This is a genomic window from Providencia sp. PROV119, assembly GCF_028482435.1.
In the GTDB taxonomy this organism is placed as follows: Bacteria; Pseudomonadota; Gammaproteobacteria; order Enterobacterales; family Enterobacteriaceae; genus Providencia; species Providencia stuartii.
In genome coordinates, this window is sequence record NZ_JAMPQL010000026.1 from 1 (window position 1) to 23,470 (window position 23,470).

The following is a 23,470-nucleotide window of genomic DNA, read 5'->3' on the forward strand; positions in this document are numbered from 1 at the left end:
TGGTCGCTTCACAACGACACGACGTTTAGCTAAGGCTAAAGCGGGAGCCAATAAAGAATCGGCATCATCATCAGCCCCTACCAATGATTGAAAAACACGCATCTCTTTTTTGACTAATGCACTTTTTTGGCGGTGTGGATACATTGGGTCGAGATAAATAACATCAGGCGGTGTTGTGATATTGGCTAATGCAGTAATACTCGAGGCATGGATTAACGACATACGTTGTTTTAGCCACTCGCCAATTTCGCTATCTTGATAACCACGTTGTAGTCCATCATCTAACAGCGCGGCAACAACAGGATGACGTTCAAACATACGTACCTGACAACCTAGCGCCGCTAACACAAAAGCATCACGCCCAAGACCAGCAGTCGCATCAATTACATCGGGTAAATAATCTTTTTTGATCCCAACAGCTTTGGCAACAGCTTCACCACGGCCGCCACCAAATTTACGTCGGTGCGCCATTGCCCCTGAAACAAAATCGACAAAAATCCCCCCTAGTTTTGGTTCATCCATTTTGCGTAATTGCAAATTCTCAGGTGTCAGAACCAGCGCCATAATGGCATCAGGACAATGGATAAGATTCCATTTTTCAGCAAGTTGAGATAGGGCGCCTTGATCGGCACCCTCTTCACAGATCAATTGGATCTTGATGTGATCAGCCATTGATACCATAGCTCTTCAACATTGCATCCAGCTCAGGCTTACGGCCACGGAAACGTTCAAACAGTACCATTGGCTCTTCTGAACCACCACGACTGAGGATATTGTCGAGGAATGATCGCCCAGTTTCGCGGTTAAAAATACCTTCTTCCGCAAAGCGTGAATAGGCGTCTGCCGCAAGTACATCTGCCCATAAATAGCTGTAATACCCCGCAGCATAACCACCCGCAAAGATATGGCTGAAGGCATGTGGGAAACGGCTCCATTCAGGTGATGGAACAACGGCTACTTTTTCTTTTACCGCATATAAGGTTGGCATGACTTGCGCGCCTTTCGCTGGGTCATATTCAGCATGTAAGCGGAAATCAAATAAACCAAACTCCAACTGACGCAGAACAAACATGGCAGATTGGTAGTTTTTCGCTGCCAACATGCTATCAAGCATTGCGCGTGGTAATGGCTCACCCGTTTCATAGTGTCCAGAGATAAACTCAAGCGCCTCAGGCTCCCAGCACCAGTTTTCCATAAATTGGCTTGGTAATTCAACGGCATCCCAAGGTACACCATTGATACCCGCAACATCGGCGACATCGATTTTTGTCAGCATATGGTGCAGGCCATGACCAAATTCGTGGAATAGGGTGATCACTTCATCATGAGTGAATAAAGCGGGTTTATCACCAAGTGGTTTGTTGAAGTTACAAGTCAGATAAGCGACAGGGTTTTGTAGCGAGCCATCTTTATGAACCATTCTACCTGCACAATCATCCATCCACGCACCGCCACGTTTGTGCTCACGCGCGTATAGGTCAAGGTAGAAGCTACCGCGCAATGTGTTGGTGTCATCATATAGCTCAAAGAAACGCACATCGGGGTGCCATGTTTCAACATCTTTGCGCTCTTTGGCTGTTAAACCATAAATACGATGAACGACTTCAAACAGACCTTCAATAACACGTTGCTCTGGGAAGTAAGGGCGCAGTTGCTCATCACTCAGTGAGAATTTGTGCTGCTTCTGTTTTTCGCTGTAATAAGCAATATCCCAAGATTCGAGCTTATCGACGCCATAATGTTCTTTCGCAAATGCGGTGAGTTCCGCTAATTCATCCTTACCTTGTTGATGAGCTCGTTCAGCTAAATTGGTTAAGAAGTCTAATACTTGCTCTGGCGATTCAGCCATTTTTGTTGCGAGTGACTTTTCAGCAAAGTTTTTAAAACCAAGCAATTGAGCGAGTTCATGACGCAGTGCCATCAATTCATCGATAAGTTCACTGTTATCCCATTTGCCTGCATTCGGACCCTGATCGGAAGCACGAGTGCTATAGGCATAACTCATCTCGCGGCGTAGCTCAGCGTTATCTGCATAAGTCATTACAGGTAAGTAACTTGGCATATCCAGAGTGAGTAAATAGCCTTCTTCACCTTTGGATTCAGCCATTGCTTTTGCTGCCGCGATAGCGCTTTCAGGCATACCAGCCAGTTCGCTTTCATCTTTAATTAATTTGGTCCAGCCCATTGTCGCATCAAGGACATTGTTGCTGAATTTAGAGGCGATTTCTGACAAACGGGCAACAATTTCACCGTAGCGCTGTTGTTTTTCAGGTGGTAGACCAATGCCTGACAATTCGAAGTCGCGCAGCGTATTTTCAATCGATTTTTTCTGGGATTGGCTGAGTGAAGCAAATTGTGCACTATCTTTTAGGGATTTATACGCCAGATAGAGAGGTTCATGTTGACCCATCCAAGTGCTGAATTCAGAGAGTAATGGTAGGCATTTTTCATAAGCTTCACGCAGTTCTGGGCTATTTTTGACGGAATGAAGATGCCCAACGGGTGACCATACACGGGATAGTTTATCGCTTGCTTCTTCAAGCGGTTGGCATAGGTTATCCCAAGTATATTGATGAGTGGCTGACAGGATATTTTCGACAGTTTGACGATATTCAGTCAGGACTTGTTGAACCGCAGGAAAGACGTGTTCAGGTTCAATTTTAGTAAAATGAGGTAGTACAGAATCGGTTAATAATGGGTTTGTCATATAAACATCCTGTGATAGCAGGCTTGCGCTCGTAGGCCAAGGCTTACTGTATTGACAATAAGTTAAACGGCTGACCCTCAACTTAACGAAAGCAGCACGCCACTGTGAATATGTAAAATTATATGGGGGCGGAAATGAAAACCTCAATACAAGATAACGTTTTTTGTGCTTAATCTTTATCAATAAATGTGACTATTTGATTTCATAGGCTTTGGAAAATAGAGTATTCGGGCTATAATCAAGCCTCTACAGATAAGGAAGATCGTCGTCTCCGGTGAGGCGGCTGGATTTCAAATCCAGTTGGGGCTGCCAGCAGTCCCGGGCAGGTTCGACTCCTGTGATCTTCCGCCACTCAAGTTCAATACACCGCCACAAAAATCAGCTAATCCCTTAAATATCAATTATTAATCCACTTTCAATTTAACGGATGCCAGCTCAGCTCACCCCAAATCAATAGGATTGTGGGGGCATATGAGGTGCCCCAATGACATAAACCACCCGTCAGGTAGAGGCTGCAAAGCCTAAAGAGAAGCCATATAAACTCTTTGATGGTGGTGGCTTATGCCTTGAAGTTACAACGAAAGACTCATGCTACTGGAGAATGAAGTAGCGCTTTAGTGGTAAAGAAAAAGATTCGCTTTTGGTGTATTGCCTATCGTGACGCTTGCTGAAGCGTGTGAAATATGAAGCCCATTTTGGCGACAGATATCTTCGACTTTCATACCTGAATCAGCGAGTTTTAAAATATTAACGATTTGAGTTTCAGTAAAACGAGCTTTTTTCATCATGATCTCTGCAAATTTTAGGGCAGAAACTCTAATTATCGCTGTCTTATTTTAAGGGAAGTGGACATATATGGATGGGGGCAGGGAAATGATGTGGTGGTATGCTACATGGACAAGCGTTTGAATAATATAGCCAGTGTGAATTTTAAGTGATGATTGGCCATCTTTATCTATAAATATAAAGACGGCCATATCTATTAGAAATTTAAATAATATTTAATATATTATTTATTATTAACATTATGGTTTATTTATAATGTTGTTGAATCTTTTGCGCAGTAGCAAATCCACGTTTTGCTTCTTTCTCGGCGATTTCAACAGACAAACCAATATAAGCTCGAGGGTCTAACATTTCTTTGATTTCATCATTGCTAAATGCCGCGGAAATGATCTCATTCTTAGTTAAGTTAGTATAAAAATCCTCACCATCAGCAGCGGTTTTAATCGCTTCCTCATAGAGTAGTGAGTGAGCTTTATCTTTACCCAATTTTTCAGCCATCTTCATCATAACGTATTCAGTATTATCTAATCCTTTATTTCTGAGGACGTTATGTAGCATTCTTTCTTCATGAGGCACAATCGTTCTAGACAGCTCTTCAGTTCTCAACAAGATCTCCGTAGTAAGCTCTAATGCTTCTTCAATCAAGCCATCAAACAACATGTATGAACTGCTATCCCCTTCATATGGTCTCACCGCAGAGTACATACCCACACTTGGCAAGGAATATAATTTCTGTGAGTTAGCAATGATCCCTTTGGCTAATTTAGGGTTAATTTTATGTGGCATGGTACTGCTACCCACGGTGCCTTTAGTAAACCCTTCCGAAACCTCAGCGATTTCTTCCAATGTTGTGCTATAGACTTCTTCACCAATTTTATGACAGATATTAGCCATCAACGCTAAGTTAGCCATATATTCTAATTTATGGGTACTCAGGTTTCTTGATGGTACTTCCATCGCTTCCATGCCTACTAATTCGGCAACTCTTTTTTGTACCTCTAAACCTACACCTGGCATGGAGTTAAATGCCCCAACAGCGCCGCCCATCATGATAGTAAATACACGCTTTTCACACTCTTGCATGCGCTGATAACAGTCAATGAAGTCACTGATCCAGACAGAAACCTTATATCCATAGGTAATCGGGATCGCATGGCGACCATGGGTCCTTCCCGGCATGACCATCGATTTGGTTTTCAATGCTAAATTAGATAAGTTTTCAATGATCTCGCCGAGCAGCAACATAAACTTATGATGTACCGTCTTCATCATATACAGCTGTGAACTTTGTTGTATATTCTGCGTGGTAATTCCATAATGAATATATTTACCGCTCTCTTCGGAACAAGCATTCACCAGTACTTTTAAAAAAGGTACAAAGCCATGACCGATTTTTTGATAAATACGGTTCATTTCTTCGAAATCAATATTCTCGATAACTGCTTTTTCTTTAATTTCATCCGCTGCCGATTGAGGAATAAAACCAAGTTCGGCTTGAGCCTGAGCTAGCATTGATTCAAACATTAACCAAGTTGAATATTTGGCTTCATTCGATAACAGGTCTTTTATTCCACGGTCATCAATAGTTTTACTTTTAGAATCGTATAACGCTCTCATTTTGTATCCCTTCTTTATTTCTTCATTGCTTCATCAACAGCATTACGAACAAACTCAACTTTTGGACCATAGACAACATGGACATGGTTTGCCGATGGGAAGAAGAATGCAGTACAACCAGACTCCAACATTAAATCTTTATCAATTTGATTCACTTCTGCGACGTCAATACGCATACGGGTAATACAGTTATCAACATTACGAATGTTTTGTTTTCCACCTAATGCATTGATCAGTATTTCTGCAACCTCGCCATAACGCTTTTCTTTAATTAAGGTATTTTTCAAATTACTTGATTCTTCTCTGCCCGGTGTTTTGATATCAAATTTGATGATTGCCCAGTAGAAGATAAAGTAAGTGACAACAGCTAAACAGCTTCCGATAATCACTAAGAAGATCCAGTTCGTATGTTCATACAGCAAGCCAAAGATAGTGAAGTCAAATATTGTTCCCCGGATATAGCCGATTGCAACACCCGCTAAAGAGAGTAGAACTGCACCAATCCCAACAATGATTGCATAAACTAAATATAAAAGAGGTGCGATAAAGACGAAGGTAAATTCTAACGGTTCAGTCACGTTACCTAATATGGCGGTTAATACCATGGTAACTAACATTGATTTAACTTCAGCACGATTCTCTTTTTTGGATGTTTTATAGATGGCTAAGGCAATAGCAGGGAATAAGAACAAGGTCACTAACATCTGCTGTTGAGCCATAAAACGTGTCAGGCTTGGCATCATTGCCCAGTATTCACTGTTTGGTCCTTGTTTGAATAACACTTCCGTCATTGCAGGAACAACACCGACAAAAGTTTGCCCATCAATAACGTAAGAGCCGCCTGCTTCTGTAAATCTAAATAAAACGTTCCAAACATGGTGTAAGCCAAATGGAATAAAGAGTCGTTCACCACCTGCCGTAAAGAATGGGCCGACTGGGCTGAGGATCACGGCTGATAATTTCATCAAGCCAAGAACCAAAATTTCCCAAATAAAAGGTAAGATTGCACCCACTGCGATCATTAAACCAATCATAATAATCGATACTGATTTTTTACCTGAGAAGAAGGCAAATGCAGTCGGTAACTCAAGGTTATAGAATTTATCGGTGGCCCAAGCAGCAATTAACCCAGTGATTATCCCGCCCGCGGCGCTAATATTCATGGTTTGTATGCCTAACACCTTAATTTGCCCAACCTGAGTCATAACGGCAGGATCCGCAAGCTTACCTGTCAGTACTAGCCAGACATTAATGGTTATGATTAATGTTAGGTAGCCAACGACAGAGGCAAAAACAGCAATGCCTTTATCTTTTAAGCTCATGCCATAAGCCACCCCCATTGCGAAAAGGAGCGGGATATTGTCAAAAATAACACCTGCAATTGAACGGATACTGACTAATAACGCATTAACGGTTTCATTCCCCAGAAAAGGAAACCGAGCTATCATATAGGATTGAACTAAAGCACCGCTGATACCCAAAATCATACCAATGGGTGCCAAAACACCGATTGGAAGAAGTAAGGTTCTCCCAAAACGTTGAATTGATTCACCGAACTTTTTTTTGGCCATATTTTTTTCCTTATGACTTCGAATATAAAATATATTCTAAATAATTCGAGGTGCAGCTAAGCGACAAGCCAAAAAATCGTTATGCGCTTAGAAAACGCTGCAACTAGAAGTATGACGAGTATAAAAGGGATACTAGCACTGGAGATCGAGTAAAATAAATGATGTTTCGGTTTTAAATATTATCTTAGGTCATTAATTATGACCTAGGTCATTTTATTTTTTCCAATATGAGAGGAAATTATTCTAAATAATGTAGGAATAATATTGTTGCTCACATTAAATAATGGTTAAAATTATTTAAGTTAAGTGGATATAATAAACAATACATAGGCATTTCTTTAGATAAAAAAATTTTAATTTAACTTTATTTATACTTTAGTGATTCGAGATATAGATAAGTAACAAATCAACGTAGTCACCATACTTTAACGAGAAGCATTGCAGTTTGAAATATGACGAGTACAGATTATTTTAAAGCAAATACTCCAATTCATTGATCAATAAATCAACTAAAATAAAAAAGCCAGTTCTGGACTTGGTATCATCGATCTTAGTGTCATAACTATCTGAAAAACAAAATAGAGTATTGTCTGCATAGCTGGTAAGCTCATTGGTATGAAATGCTGTCATACTAATGATATTTGCCTCTTTTAACTGGACAATTTTCGCTGTTTCAATGATTTTTTTTGTTCCCCCAGACAGAGAAATAAAAATCACGGTATCGTCCTTGGTCACTAAGCGTGTGAATGAATCCGATAGGTTGTAATCATTAATAAAAAAGCAATGTAGCCCCAGTGCAAACAGCATATGTTCAAGATAAAAACCTACTGCTTTACTCGTTCCCCTAGCAACAATAAAAATATTCCTAGAATGACGTAATGTTTTGGCACAATTAGCAATTTGCTCCTCATTTATCAATGTAAAGCTTTTATTAATGTTTCTTTCTAGTTGTTTTTTATAGGATGACGGGTTTATTTTTTCTGTTTTATTTTTGCTGAGAATATAATTATTAATTTGAAATTTAAGCTCTTTAAAACCACTAAACCCTAATTTTTGCGATAAGTTAATGATCACCGTTTTTGAGACAAAGGTTTTAGCCACTAATTCATTAATATTTAAATAAGGGATATCAGTAATATTATCGGTAAGATATTTTAATACTTTTTTTTCGCTAATTGTTAAGTTATCGTAATTTTTTAAAAATTCCAACATACCTTACCGCCTTATTCAGTATAAAAACAGCATCAAAAACCGGTCATTTGATCAATTTTACCGTTTCATCAATATCTATTTCATCTTCTGAGAAGATCAGCGTTGTGCCATGTAACGTGGTGATCGCCAATTTTTTTAATGAGCGCATATCACCCGCTTTAATGTCTGATTTTGGCCTAATATTATTCATTAAAGCGCCTACAGATAATACAGCATTTTCTTTATTAATTCCTGTATCAGCAGGTACTTCTTCACTGTAAACCACATAAGACTTGATGGATGTCAGCTTAATACGTTCACCAGCAATATAAATATACTTGCTTTCAGGTATTACTTTAACCGCGTAAGCCGATAACCCTTTATTATTTGTTGTTGGCTCAAAGGTGACTGCTGCATTTTTCTTAATCAGATCAGGGTTGGCGACCTTAATCACATGAAAATAGCGGTTATCGCCGTTTTCATCTTTGATAAACCCAAAACCTTTATCTTCAAACCACGTTGTGATTGTTCCATTCATCGCCATTACCGCCCATTCAATTGTTTCATTACAGACTGCAGTATAAAGCACAATGATAGTGCAAACTATGCCTTTAATTTAGCTTGTTACCTAAATTAGTTATTATATGCGAAATAATTTGAGGTGCAGCTAAGCAACTCATTGGCGCCTAACATACCAGTAAGTAACATAACGTATTTTAAATAATCAAAATAGATAAATTATCAACTTGCCATACTGGTTTGGCAGGTTTTTTGTGATTTTATTTTAAGTTATATCGATATTTTTTAGCGGCTGGTATTTTGTAATACCGCCGCCTGCTTTTGGCATTTAATGAATTTTTTGGAATTATTTCAATGTTCCTAAGCCACCAATGATGAGGTTTAGCCCGTCTATAAAGCGTTGGTCATAGTTATCAGAAAACAATGTTGCTTTAGCTTCCCATGTATATGGGTACTTATCATTCGATAATTTATTGAATTCATTTAATTTTTCTTGTAGATCATTGCCGTTAGAAAAGAGAGCCGCTTGCTGCTCAATACAGCACCCTAAAATAAAATAGAACACGGTCATGGTGCAGCTTGCTGCTTTGTCGGCGGACATTCCTGACTGTACGAATGTTTTGATTAATGCGTTATTAATTCGTAATACATTATCTGAAATTGCATAGGTCCCAGCGAAAACACGGGCGCCATCTCTGTGTTGTAAGAGCGCTTTTCGTAACTGAGTTGTGATCTTCAGTAAATTAGATTTCCAATCATCACTATCGCACTCATTGAGTGCAACCTCCGCAACAATGTGATCTGCCATGCCTTCGACCAACGATAACTTATTGTTGAAATGCCAATAAAGTGAAGCGGCTTTGATATTCAGTGCGTCCGCAAGCTTGCGCATCGTTAATCCATCAATACCTTCTGTTTCTAAAAGTTGAAGCGCGGTCTCAAGTATTTGTAACCGTGTGATTTTTGGAGTTTTCATAAATAATTCTCATTTAGCTCTTTATTCCCTAACAATGTTAGTTTAACATATTTATCCAACCTAACAATGTTAGATTGCGGGTGTTATTTATTGCGTTGCCAATCGGTGTAAGTATAGAGGTCCATAGAATGACGACAAATGAGACTAAACAATTTTCAAGAAAAATCATTGGATTAACACCTTGGGTTAGTCTGTTGTGTGTCGGCGTATTAGTTGCTATGACGACCCTCAATTGGGATCGGTGGCAAAGTAATCGACGCTATCAAGAATCGAATAATGCCTACATTAAATCGGACTCTGCAATACTGAAATCAAGAATGACGGGGTATATCTCACGTATTTTGGTGGAGGATTATCAATATGTCCGTGAGGGAGACGTGATTGCAGAAATTAACAACCAAGAGGAGTTGTTAAATCAACAGATTGCTAAAGCTAACTATAAAAAAGCACAGCAGCAACTCAATAATCTTGCGGATGAAATTAAAGAGTATGACCTGACCATTGAAAAATTATGGAACCGTTATAAAGCAGCAGGTATTGAGGTTTCTCAAATGCAGCGTAGTCCTTTACTGCGTAAAGAATTAATTAAAAGTGGGGCGATCACTTCTCAAAATTACCTTGATGCGAACTCAGATTTACAGCGGTTAATAAAACTGGAACAAGCCGCAAAAGCCGAATGGGAGCAAGCAAAACAATCGAAATTACTCTTAGCTCAACAAGAGAATATTCGTCTTGCAGAGCGTGATATTGCCTTGGCCAATTATCAACAAGCAAATACGCAAATTTCGTATGCGACGATTACTGCACCTTTTGATGGGCAATTAAATAAAATTAAGCTGAATGTAGGAAGTTTGGTAACACCAGGCACCGAAATTGTCACCGTCACACCGCGTTCACAGCCTTATGTCATTGCTCATTTAAAAGAAACCCAATTAAAAAATGTCCAGTCGGGGCAGTCTGTAGCCATTTCAGTGGATGCTTTTCCTGATATGAAATTTAGTGGCGTAGTGCGTGATATTGGAGCACAAAGTAGCGGAGAGTCCGCTTTAATTCCCGCAGATAATAGCAGCGGAAATTTTACGAAGGTCGTCCAAAGGATCCCTGTTTATATCAGTTTATTATCAGAGCAATCGGCGATAGATAAGTTGCGTCCGGGTATGTCGGTCATTGTGAATATTGATACTCAGAGTACGCAGTTGCAAGGAGACTGAGATGAGATTAGCAATATTGCAAAATAGCAAAGAAACTAATCCACTTTTTGTTGTGATATCCGTATTTATCGGCGCGATATTGTCGACGTTATTTGTACGCATGTTCTCTTTATCACTGGCGGATATTCGAGGCATTTTTGGGTTAGATGTACAAGAAGGCACATGGATTAATGTCTCTTTAAACGCTGCGCAATTAATCAGCATGACATTGACGCCTTGGTTTATGGTCGTGCTGGGTGCCGAAAAAATATTAATGAGTACCAGTGCCGTATTGTTGGTGAGCTTTCTCTCTTTTCCATTAATAGGGGAAGGTGGGGATCTATTTACTGCATTAGTCTTGATCCATTTTGTTATTGGTTTTTGTTTAGGTGTGTATTTACCGATGACAATTTCATTGGCTTTACGAAACCTACAACAGAATGTCTGGTTAATCGTTATGGCCGCGTATAGTTTGCGCGTCTCTTTGGGGATGGATGCGGGGGTCGGAATTTCAGGATCTTTTATTGAAATTTTTGGCTGGCAATGGATGTATTGGGTCTGTGCTTGTTTTGCCTGTTTAATATTTATCTTTGCATGGAAGGGAATGCCATTAGTCGGAATTAACCATGATTTTTTGGCCCAAACAGATTGGGGAGGCATGGCGCTGAAAAGTGTCAGTTTGGTTCTACTGTATATTGGTGTTGTGCAAGGTGAAATGTTGGGTTGGTATGATTCAGGCTTGATCACCGCTTGCTTAATCGCGAGTGTGGCTCTTTTTGCTATTTTTATTATTCGTGCATTCTCTTTTAAGCAGACTTTTGCTCACCCCAGCTGGTTAATGAATAGAAATTTATTTCTTTGTTTTGTCGTTTCCTGTTTATACGGCTTTTTGATGCTAGCAAATTCGTTGTTTATTCCCTCATTTTTAATCACAATTGGGGGATTAAAACCTCACCAGATAGGCGAAGTGACGAATATTGCTTTTATTTCATACCTATTGTTTAGCCCGATCGCAATTTGGTTAGCTAGACGGGTGGACTCGCGGTTATTAATGATCATCGGTGTGTCTATTATTGGTGGCGCGAGTCTATTGGGAATGCAGGTTGATTATCAGTGGCGAGTTGATGAATTTATTCCATTAATGATCATGCAGTCTTTTGGGGAGTGCTTGGTGCTCATTGGCTTAATTGCTTCTTTTGTGGTCAATATTAAGCCGCAAGATGCATTAAATTTAGGCGCCTACATTTCTATTGCGCGCGTATTGATGCCTGCAATAGCAGGCGCATTAATGAACACTTATTTACGAATCTCTTTTGATGAACACTTTGAGGCAAAAAGAGCTTTTATTCAGACTGGGGAACAGAAATTACCCACAATGGATAGCGTGAATATGAGTTTGTCTCTTATCAGTAGAGAAGCTCATGTTGGCTCATTCATTGATGGCTTCGCCATTACATTAATGGTTGTTATCATAGTATTAACCTTATTAATGTTTATAAAACCCGCACCAGAGAATAACATCGTCCCTGGGGGGAAATAAAAAATGACAGGTGATTTATTGGTTCGCGACAACGGTCAGTGAAATTTTATCAGTATTATTTTTAGGGAATGGGCTAATTTGCTCGGTCATCATAATTAGCTCATTATTCTTTTCTACCCTTGCACTAATGCCTAAGTTGTTTTTTCTGATATTTATGTCTGGAGGGAGTGCAACACTAAATGCAATAGTGCGTCCAGCTTCTTTAGTTTTAAACTGAAAGTTATCATTTTTAGTATTTTCATTATCATTTTGTTGTAATGGTGAAAATGACAGAGTAATAATCGATTCATTTGGTATATCAATATTTTTGGAATAAATATTACCTTGTAAACTGATTGCGTTTTCTTTATTACTAAGGTTATGCGGTTTTTTCACACAACCAGATAGAAAAAAAGCGAGAATAAATGAAAATATTGATGTTTTTAATCTTTGTTTATAATTCATAATCTTCATATTGATACTCTTTATCTTTATAAGATAGTGCGATTAAATACTTTTTGAAAGAAACATTGAATATATGAATAAACCCCTTTCTTTTGGTGGTTGAATAGCGCATGGCTAGCCTCCGATTTAGTGCCCGTATAGAGGATGCCGACTCTAGGCAGCGTCATAATTAGGTTTTCATCAAGCTCCATTTTTTTGAAAGAGAGGCGTAATTGTCTGACTAATTTGTAATAACTACTTTCAGTCACAATTGTTCCACGTTTTTCCCAGATCTCATACATAATTTCTCGTTTACTGCTGGTTTTATTCAGTAATAATTTCAATAAGCATGATTCATTCTCTGAAAGATTAATCGTTTTCTTCCCCCGAGACAGGGTTCGCTTAAGTGGGTCATAAACAACATGTTCAGATAAAATAATAAGAGGTTCTTGTTCAATTTGTTCAGTATTATTCATATTATTTTCCGTAAATATAATTTCATCGACAAGTTATTCTTCCATATCCTAACGTTCAATACGTCGTGCCACAATATAAAAAAACGACACACTATAAGATATTTATAAAAAAAAGACGATTTTTAATAAAAACTCTCTGTTTTTTTAGGATGACTTAATTTATAACTTTACGACGCGCTATATATATCAATTTTGTATATTGATTTTTTATATTTTTCTATGGAATGTTTTGGGTTAAGACTTAACATAAAAATAATATATTAAGTCTATGAGAAGGTGGGGATATTAAAAGGAGTGACGCTTTAAGTGTGCTATAACGAATTTAATTGATTAATAAAATTTGAACTCATCATCTTGGTCACCCTCTAGACTAATACTACTGATACTATCATTCATCTGCTTGATAAATGGCTGAGTCATCAGGTTAGTTGCATTAACTCGATATAAGGTTTTTTCAAATGTTGCTTTGAGTTGTTCTTGATCAGCAAATGCGTCGGGAGTTTTTAGTCGTTGCATTGCTCCAGTAATAAACCGCTCTTTTGCTTCATTCGTTGAGTTGGCGAGTTTTTTATACAAGACCAAAAAATTGGCTCTGCGCGCTTCGTTATTTGTGTCATCAATTTTTAATTGACTTAATAATTGATTGATCTCGGTATGTTCAGCATCAGTTAATACAATATAGCGCTCTTGAGATGCTGTCGGTTTGACGGTGGTAGATTTTGTGTGCCACGCATCACTCACTTTGGTTGTAATATTGGGGCGATTCGAACCTGTTGATATTTTTTCATTCATTCCTACGTTGAGTCTATTAAGCGTTAGTGGGGATATCATTACAATCTCCTTGTTCGATCAAAGCCATGATGTGCTGATAGGCTGATTTTCTCTCTGCTAAAATTTGGCAGCGGGCTGAAACGGATAATATTTGAGGCAAAGTCTGCTCGGCGGCAATCGTCGGGGAAAAATGAATGACTTCATTACCTATTTCTAAAGCAATATCCCCCTCTACACTGGGTAAGATTTTTAGACCCGCCTCGATATGGTTAAACATGTTTTGTAACCTATCAGGTAAATACAGTGTGATGGGGCGTCGCTCTTGTTGCTGAATGAGGTATTTAGCAATGATTTCTTGTAAGTGTGGATCATGAAAAAGCGCAGAAAGTTGCTGCAATAACGTTTCTTGGCTTTGATTCACGGCTTGTTGATAGCATTTTTCGCTGATCTCAATGCTTTCAATTAATTTAGACAGGAGTTGTTTTAAGCCATCAGAGTAGCCTTGCTGATAGGCAATTTTGTGAATATGTTCCACCTGTTGCTGAGCTTGTTGATAACGCTCTGTGGCTTGCTGTTGAGCTTGTTGTTCAATCTGTTTCACATAGCGAAACGCACGAGTAGCATGATGTTTAATCAATACTTTTTCACATGCGGTTTGTTGGATATCAGGCTGTATTTTTTCTGACATAACGGCAAGTTTCTTCAATGATATTCCAAGGTAGCATCGCGTTAAACGATGAAGGGATTAGCGCTAACGTTTGATTGCTGAACATATATTTTAACCTCTCGGTATAAGCACGCCCGAAGGGAGTGATATAGGCGAAAAGTTGTTCAGCCCCAAGCGCAAGTAAATGTTGGGGAGTCGGGCTTTCTCTATCAGTGCACTGCCAGCGTGGGTCACTGTATTTGTGGCGTAAGTCGGAAAAAGCCGCCAACTCTCCCCACCAAGGCAGCGCGCCTGAATGTAAAATAGCCCCTAATCCGAGAGCGACTTTTGGGAGTTGATTCCACTCCATCGACAAAATACGAGGTAGCCGTGCCGTTGTGCTATCAGGCCAAGGCAAAAGATACTGTTGGATCAACTGCTGGTTATGCAGTTTTTTTAACGTTGCAGGTAATCGATGATAATCAACATCACTGTATTCTAAATGGAAATAACTCCCCGGCGCTAAGAAGATATCTGCTTGCAGAAGTGGATGAATATTATGCAATAGTGTCATCGATTTTTGCCTCTATAGCGGCCTTGTCTTGATCATCTCTATTTTTCAATGATTGCTGGCGGTGCCAAAGGAATATGGCTAGGCCAAGAACAGCGGCTCCCCCGAGCGTCAGTATGGCAACCCAAATAGGATTAAATATTGATTCAGGTTCAGTGCGAATTTGATGCTGTAAAGGTGGGCGGCTGACAATCACCACAGAAACATTGTCATAATTGGTTTCTGCAAAGCTACTGGTTAGGAATAGTTTGATTTTATTCATCATCAATTTCGGGTCTTCATTACCAGAGTAGGTCACTAAACTAGACACTTTTTGCGTCTGCTTAGTCGGGGTATTACCATTCAGAGGGTAACTGACATGCACCCTCGCATTAACAACATCAGGGATCGTTAATAGAGATTGCTCTAAGCGTTGTTCAATCAAGGAGAGCAGTCGAGTGCGTTCCGCCTGTGGTGAAGCAACCAGCGAGTCTCCCGGGAAAGCCTGAATGATCTCCACAGGGTCTTTAGACGGTAAGTTATATTGACGTAATAAATCTACGGCGATCACAAAGTCACGCGGCGATACCTTTATAGAATCCCCTTGTTTATTATCTTGTTTACGTGAAGCTTCAACGCCATGCTCTTGTAAGATGGCTAGGACTTCATTGCTCTGGCGTTGGCTAAGATGACTGAGTAAGAGTTGGTTATCACACCCAGCCAATAACCCGACGAAGGTAATTAGGATTAATTTCTTCAATGTATTCATGACTTATTGGGCTTTTAGTAGAGTATCAATAGCACCTGTGGCTTTATGGGTGAGGGTCGACACAAAATTGAGGCCTAAACTGTATTGGGCGATTGAATTTTGCATATTCATCACATCAATGGGATTGCTAACATCTATGGTATCGGCTTGGTGAAAAAGGGCCTCTTTTTTATTTTGTACTTCAACAGAATATTGTGCATAAAGAGATCTAACCGTACTTTCAAGAGATTGAGTCGATACGCTGTCAGTAGTATTATCTAACATCATTGACATGAAAACGGATCGATTAATAGGCTGTATCATCATAGGCTCCTAAAAGGTAGAGCACCCACAAAGCGATGCTCTATTGTGAAATTAAACGTTACGGATAATGGCTTGAGCGGTATCTTTAATGGATTTCATTAAGTTGCTTTGTAACTGTCTTGCCATATTGTAGCTACCACTTAAAGCGGTAATTTTTCCGAGAGTCAGTGGGTTATCGACTTCTAACTTTACCGTCTTACCATCAGGTGTTGTCGTCTTACCATCAAGTATGTCTTTTAATTCATCGGCGAACTCTTTGGCTCGGTTACTGACATTCGCACTACTGCGATACATCATTCCCCAGTTTTTATCACCAGCCACCGGCGTTTCGAATGCGGATGACTCCCAATTACCCGTGTCTTTATTAATACCTGGAATACCTGAATCTGACATATATCACCTCATTAATTAATTGTGTTTGAATTAAACGACCAATGGTTATGGCCTAAAATAATAAAACCCTGATCGTTACGGATAAATGATTTCCCTGTTAGTTGATTCGTTGCCAGAGAAATTGAAAACTGAATATGCTGATTTCCCCATTGATTAATAAATTGATCCGCGAGCCGAACAGTAGACGATATCTGTTTATCATCCAAACTTCCTTGAACAATAAATATGGTCATATTATCTTTATCAACTCGTTTCCACGGAACGTTACTTTCTGTTAATCCTATTTCCGCCTTTTTTATCAGTTCGTCTAAATTGACGGTCAAAATTTCACTGTTTTTATAGCAGCCAAGATAACCTTTCATAATATTATTAATGATTTTTTCATCCTTAGTGGTTGCCTGTTTATTGGCTTTTCTAACAATAGGGTGACAAGGATTACTTAAATCAACCTTTAATAAACTCGGTACGTTTTCGGAAATTTTATTCTCAATTTCACTTTCCAAATGAGCTATTTTTGTTATCTGATACTTTTCAGAATAATGCTCTTTTCTTAGGCGTTGAATACTCCAGTCGACGTCACGCTGAGTTCGCACTAAAATTAAGGTTTCACCTTGCTGGTTCAGAGTCACAATGATGGGATAATGGCTGCCTTGTAGAATGTTTTCGACAGTGTTTATCTTTTTTAAAGAATTATTTCCAGAGTAGTATTGAATAACTAGAATTATTGAAAAAATAGTTAAAACAAATAGCCCAAAGAAAATAAAATTTTTCTTGGTTAATTTGGATTCCAGCATAGGTTGACTGTCATTTTCAATACAAATTTCAGGTAATGCAGGCTCACGAGTTGATAGGTTCCATGGTGCATTAATTGGTTTTATTGCAATAGGAAATGTGTCGGCCAATATTAATTCTTGAAAGGGGATAGGAATAGACTTTGATTTCATACCATCATTGATATGAAGATAAAATATTGGTTCATCGGCATCATTGATATGATCATTCGAACCATCCTCTGTTGTGATAGCTAGTTCGTAATGTATTGATTCACTAGGGATATAGTAAGTCATAAGCCCATCATTATCGACCTCCGTGTGGTATTCAACATTCGGGTCAATAACAATCAAATGAGCGTCAGCAGTTAACATTAGCTCATGTCCATTCATGGGGCCGCTAGCAATTTTCATTATACAAGCGCGGCTATTTGTATCTTTCATAAAGTAAATTCCAATGACAAGAAATTGGCGCTAGTAAAACTGATAACTGCATTTCCGTCAGTAGAATTTATCTTAATCATTCTGACCTATTATGTTAGATATCGAGTATGAGTTATTCCGGATTATTCCTTTGTGCCATGATGCATTTTCCGCCATTTTAGCGCTATTGATTCTCTTTAGATAAAGTAGAAACATCATGGTGAATACAAATATTGCGGCATTACTTGAAAATAAAGAAGGCTGCTTCTCTTTACAAGACAGCTTAGTTTTAGCGATACCTAACGCTGAGGAAACAGCGTTAATTTTTCATTCTCCCTATTCGGGTAAAAAAGTAGAGGTAATGGGGCAATCTTTATTTGTATTCCCATCATCAGATATTACTTCTATTAATAAAAAGGGCTGGTTTATTCATTCAATGCTACTTTCTGAGGTCATTGAAGTTCTTGCTGTTATTGATACCGCAATGGGGCAATCATTTCTTGCAGAAAACGAAATAACCTCATCAGATAATAAAGAAGATGAAGTTATTCATCTATCAAGTGATATTTTTTCCGAATATTCAATAAAGAATATTGTTATTGATTTGATTATTCAACGGCAACCTCAGTTTTATTCATGGTGCAATATATTAAGGCGCTATGAAGCATACGGCATTATGCGTTTTTTACTTTCTGCCGCCGAAAAAGATAAAAATGCCAATATTAACCAGCTATGTGCAAGGTATGGCGTGTCGGCTTCTTATTTTAGGCAGCTATATCGAGAAAACTTTAATAAAACAGCAAAAAGAAAAATTATGAGTGTGCGAATGGCGTCAGCCATTTTGAAATTAATTGAAAGCGATAATTCAATACTTGATGTTGGGTTGGAAGCGGGTTATTGCTCCGCATCGCATTTTACTAACGATATTAAAAAAGAGCTAGGGTTAACTCCCTCTGATATTAGGCACCTTGGAGCAAAATTATATGAGCAGTAAAAGAGGCGGAGTGATCTTATTGTCACTCTTTTTACTGAGTGTGGATCATAGTTTAGCGCAAACGACAGTGATCACAGCAGAGCCGGTTAAACAGGAAATGGGTCAGGAGACCTTTGTCGCCAATAATATTGCGGTAGGAAAAGTGTTTGATTCTATCGCTGAGCGACTGAATAAGCCGATTATTCTCAGCAAACTTGCGGCACAAAAACGCATTACAGGTAATTTTAATTTAGCGAATGCCGATGAAATGTTTAAAGCATTAACTCGCCGTATTGCGCTGGTTTGGTATGACGATGGTGCAGCGATTTATGTTTATGATAATAGCGAAATGCGTAGTGCAATTATTCCGATGAATAATGCCAGTAGCCAACAAGTCCTCAATTATATTAAGAAAAATGGGATTTACGACCCGCGTTTTCCTGTCCGTACTCAAGGGGAAAATAGCCTGCTATTTGTTTCTGGGCCGCCGTTATATGTTGAATTGATAAAAGCCGCTACGCTGTATCTTGATGAGCAAGTTAAGCAGGAGTCGTTATCTGGGGGAGAGTTGGCAGTGATCCCCGTAAAATATGCTTCTGTGACAGATAGAAACTATGCGTTGCGCGGTAATAACATCACGGTGCCGGGCATGCTGTCAGTTATCAGTGAGCTATTCAAAGATACGCCGACCGGCGCCGTACCGACGCAAAAAATAACTCCCAAAGAGAAGGTTGGAGATGATATTGATGCCTTGATGGATGCACCCATCGGTGAAGCTTCTGAGTCTCTAGCGACATTTAGTCACTCTTCATCATCAAATGTGCCTTTTTCTTTGGTGGCTCACCCTGATAGTAACAGTCTAATTGTTAAAGGTTCCCCTGAACAAATTCATTATGTTCGCCAACTGGTTAGAACGTTAGATACGCGTCGCCGCCAAGTTGAGCTATCACTGTGGATTATCGATATCACGCGTAGTGAATTGGATAATTTAGGCGTCAATTGGGAAGTTGGCACGATTAATACGGGGAACACGGCATTTTCTTTTAATCGCAGCACGTTATCAAACAGTACGGATTTTCTGTTACGCGTTGATGCCTTAAGCAAAAGCGGTAATGGCCATATTGTTTCTCGTCCTGTTCTGCTAACCCAAGAGAACATTCCTGCCTTATTTGATAACAACACCAGTTTTTATGCCAAGTTACAAGGGGAACGTATTGCCACCTTGGAGCAAGTCACTTACGGCACCATGGTGAGTGTGATGCCGCGTATTTCATCTAGTCATCAAGTTGAGATGGAAGTGAATATTGAAGACGGCGGTGAAAAACAATCAAAAAGTGGTGAGGTTTCGAATGTGGAAGGCCTTCCATCTGTTAATCGTACGACTATCAATACGGTTGCGCGTATTGCGCAAAATAGCAGTTTATTAATTGGGGGATACACCCGAGAACAAGTGGTTGAAAATGAAAGTCATATTCCTTTATTGGGGGATATCCCACTGATCGGCGGCCTCTTTAGTCATACCTCCGTTAATAAGCAAAAAATGGTGCGATTGTTTTTGATCCAACCGCGTTTATTGGACGAAAACGAAGTATGGGATGGGCGTCAGTTCTCGGAAAATCAGCGTATTAAAGAACAAAACGGGCAGTTGCACAGTACCGTTAAATTTTTGAAAACCTATATGGAGCAACCATGGCAATAACGCCTTTGGGCTTTGGTTCCCGCATAGTCAGCAGTTCACATGAAAAGAGTCGATCATCAAAAACCAGTGATGATTCGGACGAAGTATTGCGCGGTCAAGGGGTTATCGATAGTGCTGGGGAATATGCCTCAATGTCGATGTTGGCGGCGAGCCATGTAAAAAAAAGTGGCTCTAAACAAGGAGAAACCGAAGATTGGATGCAATTTGCTGAGCGCATCCTTGATGAGCATGCTGATGAAACCATTTTACATGTTGAAAGTGCGCTTAATCGGCAGTTTATGACTCCTAAAGAGCTAAGAGCATTTTTATTGCGCTTTTTTGCCGACCCTAGCGATTTGTTAATGGCGCTTGCGGCCTTAATCAATCGAGGGAAATTGAAGGCTGAGCAACTCGAACAACTAAAAGAGCTGGAGCAACAACTTAACGCTGAGGATAGCGATAGAAGCACTCAAGCGGGGATAAATATTGCACTGATTGCGAAGGCGTTTGCGCAAAAAATTAAGCAATCCGCAGGGAACTTACGCATGTTATATCGTGAGTTTCTTAGTTATGACGGCCCTGTAGTTTATCTATATGAGCAGTGGGTTGAGGAGATGGAAAGCCAAGAGCGCGAAAATATTATGCGTTATTTAAGCAGAGCGCTGGCGTGTGATCTACAAGCCCTGCCATTGGGCGATATTAATATTAGTGAATTTGGTGATTATTTTCTCTGTGTAGGGCGGTTACGTGAATTGCAGTCACTTGAGCATGTGTTCACCCAACAATTTTTCCAATCGGGGCTTTTTCGGCAGCACAGCCAACTGATTAATTCTGAGTTTGCTAAAAAGCTCAGTCAGCTCTTTACCAGTGGTATTCGTAACCAAGCGCAATTTGAAGAGAATTTGTTGTTATTTATTTCATCACAGTTAGGGGCGATGAGCACGGACTTACGGGCGCGTTTTTTACAATTATTAATTTTGGCATTTGGAACAATACCCACCGCAATTTTTCAATCATTGGAAGCACGAGAAGAGCTGCTCAATCAATTGAAAATATATATGGACTATGTGAAGGCACAAGAGGAAATCATGATGCGCAACGGTTTGCTAAATAAGGAACAGAAACCGCATGAATAAATTTACGGGATTTCTTTTGGCGATCCGCAATCGCCCAGAATTGATGGTCTTAGTTATTATGGTGATGGTCATCGCCATGCTGATTATTCCATTACCAACAATATTGGTCGATTTATTAATTGGCTTGAATATTATGATATCGGTGCTCATTTTTATGAGCTCTTTCTATATTACTCGCATATTAAATTTTCAATCATTCCCTTCTATTTTATTAATAAGCACATTATTTCGTCTCGCATTATCTATTAGCACGAGCCGTTTGATTTTATTGGAGGCTGACGCGGGCGATATTATTGCCACCTTTGGTGAGTTTGTGATCCAAGATAATTTAGTGGTCGGTATGGTGGTGTTTGCCATTGTGACCATAGTGCAATTTATTGTGATCACGAAAGGGTCTGAGCGTATTGCTGAAGTGGCAGCACGTTTTTCCCTCGATGCAATGCCGGGTAAGCAAATGAGTATTGATGCCGACTTACGGGCAGGGGTGATTGATGAATCGACGGTAAAAGAGCGGCGCGGCGACTTAGAGAAAGAGAGTCAATTATTTGGTTCTTTTGATGGTGCAATGAAGTTTATTAAAGGGGATGCGATTGCAGGGATTGTCATTATTTTTGTCAATCTGATCGGGGGAATTTCTGTGGGTGTTGCACAGCAGGGCATGGATATGTCATCGGCTCTGAATACATTTTCACTCTTAACCATCGGTGATGGTTTGGTGGCACAGATCCCAGCACTGCTTATCTCTATTAGTGCAGGCTTTATTGTGACTCGCGTTGGAGGCAATGATAAAAACTTAGGTCAAAATATCGTTTCTGAGTTATTTGCGAATAATTTTACGATTCTTATTACTGCCTTCATCGTTTTATTTATGGGGTTCCTGCCGGGTTTCCCTACCGCTATTTTTCTCTTCTTAGCCTCTTTGCTATCAGTACTATTTTTTGTTCGTTTTTGGAAAACGCGTAAAGAGAAGAATAAGCAGATATCACAAACTGAGCAGGTGAGTGTCGATTCGGAAGTCACCGAAGGGGAAACACAAAGGGAAAATAGCCGTTTTGAGCCTGAATATATTCCTGAAACCTTGCCGATTATTATTTCGGTTAATCAGCAATATAAAAAACAGCTCGAAGAAAAAAACTTTTTGTTTCGTATGAAAAAGGATGTGTTTGTTCGTTATGGTTACCGGATACCCGATATTGCCATTAATTATTCACCTATCGTTCCAGATAACAAAATCATCATTTTAATTAATGAAGTTAAAGCAGGTGAATACGATATCTGTTTCGGTGGATTTCGCTTATTAACCATGAGTGATGAATTGGAATATTTAGGCATAACGCTGACTCATTTTACTGATGAGTATGGCGCAATTAGCTCTTGGTGTGGCAAGCAAGATCACGAACATATTGAACAGCTTGGTTTGATGGTGCGCGATGATGTGACCGAGATGATTGATTGCGTTAGTACACTATTGCTGCGCCATATTAATGAGTTTTTTGGGATCCAAGAAACGAAAAACTTACTAGATGATTTAGAAGGCAAATACCCTGAGCTATTAAAAGAGTGCTATCGACACGCGACGGTGCAAAAGGTGACAGAGGTTTTCCAGCGTTTATTAATGGAGAAAATCTCAGTGCGTAATATGAAACTCATTATTGAAACTCTCGTGCAATGGGTGCCAAGAGAGAAAGATAGCTTAATGCTCGTTGAACATGTCAGAACCTCAATGGCGCGCTATATCTCTTCACGTTTTGCCATTGATGGCCGCTTAAATGTGCTTATGGTGAATTCTGTTTTTGAAGACACCATTCGCCAAGGCATTCGTCAATCTTCTGGGGGAGTCTATTTGCATTTAGAACCAGAAAAGACCAATGAATTAATTCAAGCTGCCGAGCTAGCCCTCGAAAATAGCCATTTATCTATTCGAGATATTAATGTGCTGGTGCCGGTCGATATACGTCGTTTTGTGAAAAAAATCCTTGAAGGACGCTTTCCTGAATTAGAGGTGCTCTCATTTAATGAGGTATCTGAAATGGTGAAAGTGAATATTATTAAGACAATATAA

22 protein-coding genes, 1 tRNA gene and 2 pseudogenes are annotated in these 23,470 nt (G+C 39.4%); 8 read left to right on the forward strand and 17 right to left on the reverse strand.

Annotated elements, in window-relative coordinates:
• Both rsmJ and prlC read right to left on the reverse strand, forming a co-directional pair.
• The coding region (gene rsmJ / locus PSF11_RS18020) for a 16S rRNA (guanine(1516)-N(2))-methyltransferase RsmJ (protein ID WP_272526321.1) at positions 1–672 on the reverse strand (672 nt) is incomplete at its 3' end.
• Positions 665–2,707: an oligopeptidase A gene (prlC, locus tag PSF11_RS18025; protein WP_072502632.1), complete on the reverse strand. Its 2,043-nt coding sequence runs from the start codon at positions 2,705–2,707 to the stop codon at positions 665–667. The genes rsmJ and prlC, both read right to left, overlap by 8 nt.
• Positions 2,708–2,963: 256 nt before the next feature.
• Between prlC and PSF11_RS18030 the strand changes: the two genes are divergently transcribed.
• Positions 2,964–3,058: transfer RNA gene (locus PSF11_RS18030), tRNA-Sec, on the forward strand.
• 142 nt (positions 3,059–3,200) lie between these two features.
• Positions 3,201–3,388: pseudogene (locus PSF11_RS18035) on the forward strand (Arm DNA-binding domain-containing protein); the annotation flags it as partial.
• 5 nt (positions 3,389–3,393) lie between these two features.
• On the opposite strand, the pseudogene PSF11_RS18040 reads toward PSF11_RS18035, so the two are convergent.
• The 6 genes and pseudogenes from PSF11_RS18040 to PSF11_RS18065 form a co-directional block, all read right to left on the reverse strand.
• Positions 3,394–3,492 (reverse strand): annotated as a pseudogene (locus PSF11_RS18040) (transposase); the annotation flags it as partial.
• Positions 3,493–3,739: 247 nt separating this feature from the next.
• Entirely contained in the window at positions 3,740–5,110 is a 1,371-nt protein-coding gene (locus PSF11_RS18045; protein WP_004926185.1) for a class-II fumarase/aspartase family protein, read from the reverse strand.
• A gap of 14 nt (positions 5,111–5,124) precedes the next feature.
• Complete coding sequence (locus PSF11_RS18050; RefSeq protein WP_072502631.1) at positions 5,125–6,681, reverse strand: PTS transporter subunit EIIC; 1,557 nt, start codon at positions 6,679–6,681, stop codon at positions 5,125–5,127.
• 471 nt (positions 6,682–7,152) lie between these two features.
• Positions 7,153–7,893 carry a MurR/RpiR family transcriptional regulator gene (locus PSF11_RS18055; RefSeq protein ID WP_004926190.1) on the reverse strand — a complete coding sequence of 247 codons (741 nt, stop codon included), beginning with the start codon at positions 7,891–7,893 and terminating at the stop codon, positions 7,153–7,155.
• Positions 7,894–7,936: 43 nt separating this feature from the next.
• Positions 7,937–8,416 carry a cold-shock protein gene (locus tag PSF11_RS18060; RefSeq protein WP_014657106.1) on the reverse strand — a complete coding sequence of 160 codons (480 nt, stop codon included), beginning with the start codon at positions 8,414–8,416 and terminating at the stop codon, positions 7,937–7,939.
• Positions 8,417–8,737: 321 nt separating this feature from the next.
• Positions 8,738–9,367: a TetR/AcrR family transcriptional regulator C-terminal domain-containing protein gene (locus PSF11_RS18065; protein WP_072502630.1), complete on the reverse strand. Its 630-nt coding sequence runs from the start codon at positions 9,365–9,367 to the stop codon at positions 8,738–8,740.
• 128 nt (positions 9,368–9,495) lie between these two features.
• Here PSF11_RS18065 and PSF11_RS18070 point away from each other — a divergent pair, with 128 nt between their 5' ends.
• Positions 9,496–10,578, forward strand: coding sequence for an HlyD family secretion protein (locus PSF11_RS18070; protein ID WP_072502629.1), 1,083 nt, complete (start codon positions 9,496–9,498; stop codon positions 10,576–10,578).
• A 1-nt stretch (position 10,579) separates the two neighbouring features.
• The gene (locus tag PSF11_RS18075) at positions 10,580–12,097 is read left to right on the forward strand and encodes an MFS transporter (RefSeq protein ID WP_053110279.1); all 1,518 of its coding nucleotides are present in this window, start codon (positions 10,580–10,582) and stop codon (positions 12,095–12,097) included.
• 15 nt (positions 12,098–12,112) lie between these two features.
• Here the strand turns inward: PSF11_RS18075 and PSF11_RS18080 are convergent, their stop codons facing one another.
• From PSF11_RS18080 to PSF11_RS18120, 9 genes are all read right to left on the reverse strand, one after another.
• Positions 12,113–12,550: a YbaY family lipoprotein gene (locus PSF11_RS18080; protein WP_072502628.1), complete on the reverse strand. Its 438-nt coding sequence runs from the start codon at positions 12,548–12,550 to the stop codon at positions 12,113–12,115.
• A gap of 17 nt (positions 12,551–12,567) precedes the next feature.
• Positions 12,568–12,996 (reverse strand): winged helix-turn-helix domain-containing protein, encoded by a 429-nt coding sequence (locus PSF11_RS18085; protein ID WP_004926207.1) that lies wholly within the window; start codon positions 12,994–12,996, stop codon positions 12,568–12,570.
• Positions 12,997–13,326: 330 nt separating this feature from the next.
• The gene (locus PSF11_RS18090; protein ID WP_072502627.1) at positions 13,327–13,827 is read right to left on the reverse strand and encodes a hypothetical protein; all 501 of its coding nucleotides are present in this window, start codon (positions 13,825–13,827) and stop codon (positions 13,327–13,329) included.
• Positions 13,805–14,455: a hypothetical protein gene (locus tag PSF11_RS18095; protein ID WP_014657101.1), complete on the reverse strand. Its 651-nt coding sequence runs from the start codon at positions 14,453–14,455 to the stop codon at positions 13,805–13,807. The genes PSF11_RS18090 and PSF11_RS18095 overlap by 23 nt, the downstream gene beginning before the upstream one ends.
• Positions 14,433–14,987, reverse strand: a complete 555-nt coding sequence (locus tag PSF11_RS18100) for a hypothetical protein (RefSeq protein ID WP_053110278.1) — start codon at positions 14,985–14,987, stop codon at positions 14,433–14,435. The genes PSF11_RS18095 and PSF11_RS18100 overlap by 23 nt, the downstream gene beginning before the upstream one ends.
• Entirely contained in the window at positions 14,971–15,732 is a 762-nt protein-coding gene (sctJ, locus tag PSF11_RS18105) for a type III secretion system inner membrane ring lipoprotein SctJ (protein ID WP_004926218.1), read from the reverse strand. The genes PSF11_RS18100 and sctJ overlap by 17 nt, the downstream gene beginning before the upstream one ends.
• Positions 15,733–15,735: 3 nt before the next feature.
• Entirely contained in the window at positions 15,736–16,038 is a 303-nt protein-coding gene (gene sctI, locus PSF11_RS18110; RefSeq protein WP_004926354.1) for a type III secretion system inner rod subunit SctI, read from the reverse strand.
• Positions 16,039–16,086: 48 nt separating this feature from the next.
• The gene (locus PSF11_RS18115) at positions 16,087–16,428 is read right to left on the reverse strand and encodes a type III secretion apparatus needle protein (protein ID WP_040132644.1); all 342 of its coding nucleotides are present in this window, start codon (positions 16,426–16,428) and stop codon (positions 16,087–16,089) included.
• Between the two features lie 11 nt (positions 16,429–16,439).
• Positions 16,440–17,642 carry a PrgH/EprH family type III secretion apparatus protein gene (locus PSF11_RS18120; protein ID WP_072502626.1) on the reverse strand — a complete coding sequence of 401 codons (1,203 nt, stop codon included), beginning with the start codon at positions 17,640–17,642 and terminating at the stop codon, positions 16,440–16,442.
• 196 nt (positions 17,643–17,838) lie between these two features.
• Here PSF11_RS18120 and PSF11_RS18125 point away from each other — a divergent pair, with 196 nt between their 5' ends.
• Genes PSF11_RS18125 through PSF11_RS18140 form a run of 4 tightly spaced genes read left to right on the forward strand, consistent with a single transcriptional unit; the run spans position 17,839 to position 23,470 of the window.
• Positions 17,839–18,615, forward strand: a complete 777-nt coding sequence (locus PSF11_RS18125) for a helix-turn-helix domain-containing protein (protein ID WP_004926225.1) — start codon at positions 17,839–17,841, stop codon at positions 18,613–18,615.
• The gene (sctC, locus tag PSF11_RS18130; protein WP_072502625.1) at positions 18,605–20,293 is read left to right on the forward strand and encodes a type III secretion system outer membrane ring subunit SctC; all 1,689 of its coding nucleotides are present in this window, start codon (positions 18,605–18,607) and stop codon (positions 20,291–20,293) included. Before PSF11_RS18125 ends, sctC begins: the two co-directional genes overlap by 11 nt.
• Entirely contained in the window at positions 20,284–21,408 is a 1,125-nt protein-coding gene (gene sctW, locus PSF11_RS18135) for a type III secretion system gatekeeper subunit SctW (RefSeq protein ID WP_072502624.1), read from the forward strand. The genes sctC and sctW overlap by 10 nt, the downstream gene beginning before the upstream one ends.
• Complete coding sequence (locus PSF11_RS18140) at positions 21,401–23,470, forward strand: EscV/YscV/HrcV family type III secretion system export apparatus protein (RefSeq protein ID WP_004926235.1); 2,070 nt, start codon at positions 21,401–21,403, stop codon at positions 23,468–23,470. The genes sctW and PSF11_RS18140 overlap by 8 nt, the downstream gene beginning before the upstream one ends.

Coding starts and splice junctions, on each gene's coding strand:
- prlC (WP_072502632.1), bottom strand. CDS start 2,707: ATGACAAACCCATTATTAACCGATTCTGTACTACCTCATTTTACTAAA.
- PSF11_RS18045 (WP_004926185.1), bottom strand. CDS start 5,110: ATGAGAGCGTTATACGATTCTAAAAGTAAAACTATTGATGACCGTGGA.
- PSF11_RS18050 (WP_072502631.1), bottom strand. CDS start 6,681: ATGGCCAAAAAAAAGTTCGGTGAATCAATTCAACGTTTTGGGAGAACC.
- PSF11_RS18055 (WP_004926190.1), bottom strand. CDS start 7,893: ATGTTGGAATTTTTAAAAAATTACGATAACTTAACAATTAGCGAAAAA.
- PSF11_RS18060 (WP_014657106.1), bottom strand. CDS start 8,416: ATGGCGATGAATGGAACAATCACAACGTGGTTTGAAGATAAAGGTTTT.
- PSF11_RS18065 (WP_072502630.1), bottom strand. CDS start 9,367: ATGAAAACTCCAAAAATCACACGGTTACAAATACTTGAGACCGCGCTT.
- PSF11_RS18070 (WP_072502629.1), top strand. CDS start 9,496: ATGACGACAAATGAGACTAAACAATTTTCAAGAAAAATCATTGGATTA.
- PSF11_RS18075 (WP_053110279.1), top strand. CDS start 10,580: ATGAGATTAGCAATATTGCAAAATAGCAAAGAAACTAATCCACTTTTT.
- PSF11_RS18080 (WP_072502628.1), bottom strand. CDS start 12,550: ATGAAGATTATGAATTATAAACAAAGATTAAAAACATCAATATTTTCA.
- PSF11_RS18085 (WP_004926207.1), bottom strand. CDS start 12,996: ATGAATAATACTGAACAAATTGAACAAGAACCTCTTATTATTTTATCT.
- PSF11_RS18090 (WP_072502627.1), bottom strand. CDS start 13,827: ATGATATCCCCACTAACGCTTAATAGACTCAACGTAGGAATGAATGAA.
- PSF11_RS18095 (WP_014657101.1), bottom strand. CDS start 14,455: ATGTCAGAAAAAATACAGCCTGATATCCAACAAACCGCATGTGAAAAA.
- PSF11_RS18100 (WP_053110278.1), bottom strand. CDS start 14,987: ATGACACTATTGCATAATATTCATCCACTTCTGCAAGCAGATATCTTC.
- sctJ (WP_004926218.1), bottom strand. CDS start 15,732: ATGAATACATTGAAGAAATTAATCCTAATTACCTTCGTCGGGTTATTG.
- sctI (WP_004926354.1), bottom strand. CDS start 16,038: ATGATGATACAGCCTATTAATCGATCCGTTTTCATGTCAATGATGTTA.
- PSF11_RS18115 (WP_040132644.1), bottom strand. CDS start 16,428: ATGTCAGATTCAGGTATTCCAGGTATTAATAAAGACACGGGTAATTGG.
- PSF11_RS18120 (WP_072502626.1), bottom strand. CDS start 17,642: ATGAAAGATACAAATAGCCGCGCTTGTATAATGAAAATTGCTAGCGGC.
- PSF11_RS18125 (WP_004926225.1), top strand. CDS start 17,839: ATGGTGAATACAAATATTGCGGCATTACTTGAAAATAAAGAAGGCTGC.
- sctC (WP_072502625.1), top strand. CDS start 18,605: ATGAGCAGTAAAAGAGGCGGAGTGATCTTATTGTCACTCTTTTTACTG.
- sctW (WP_072502624.1), top strand. CDS start 20,284: ATGGCAATAACGCCTTTGGGCTTTGGTTCCCGCATAGTCAGCAGTTCA.
- PSF11_RS18140 (WP_004926235.1), top strand. CDS start 21,401: ATGAATAAATTTACGGGATTTCTTTTGGCGATCCGCAATCGCCCAGAA.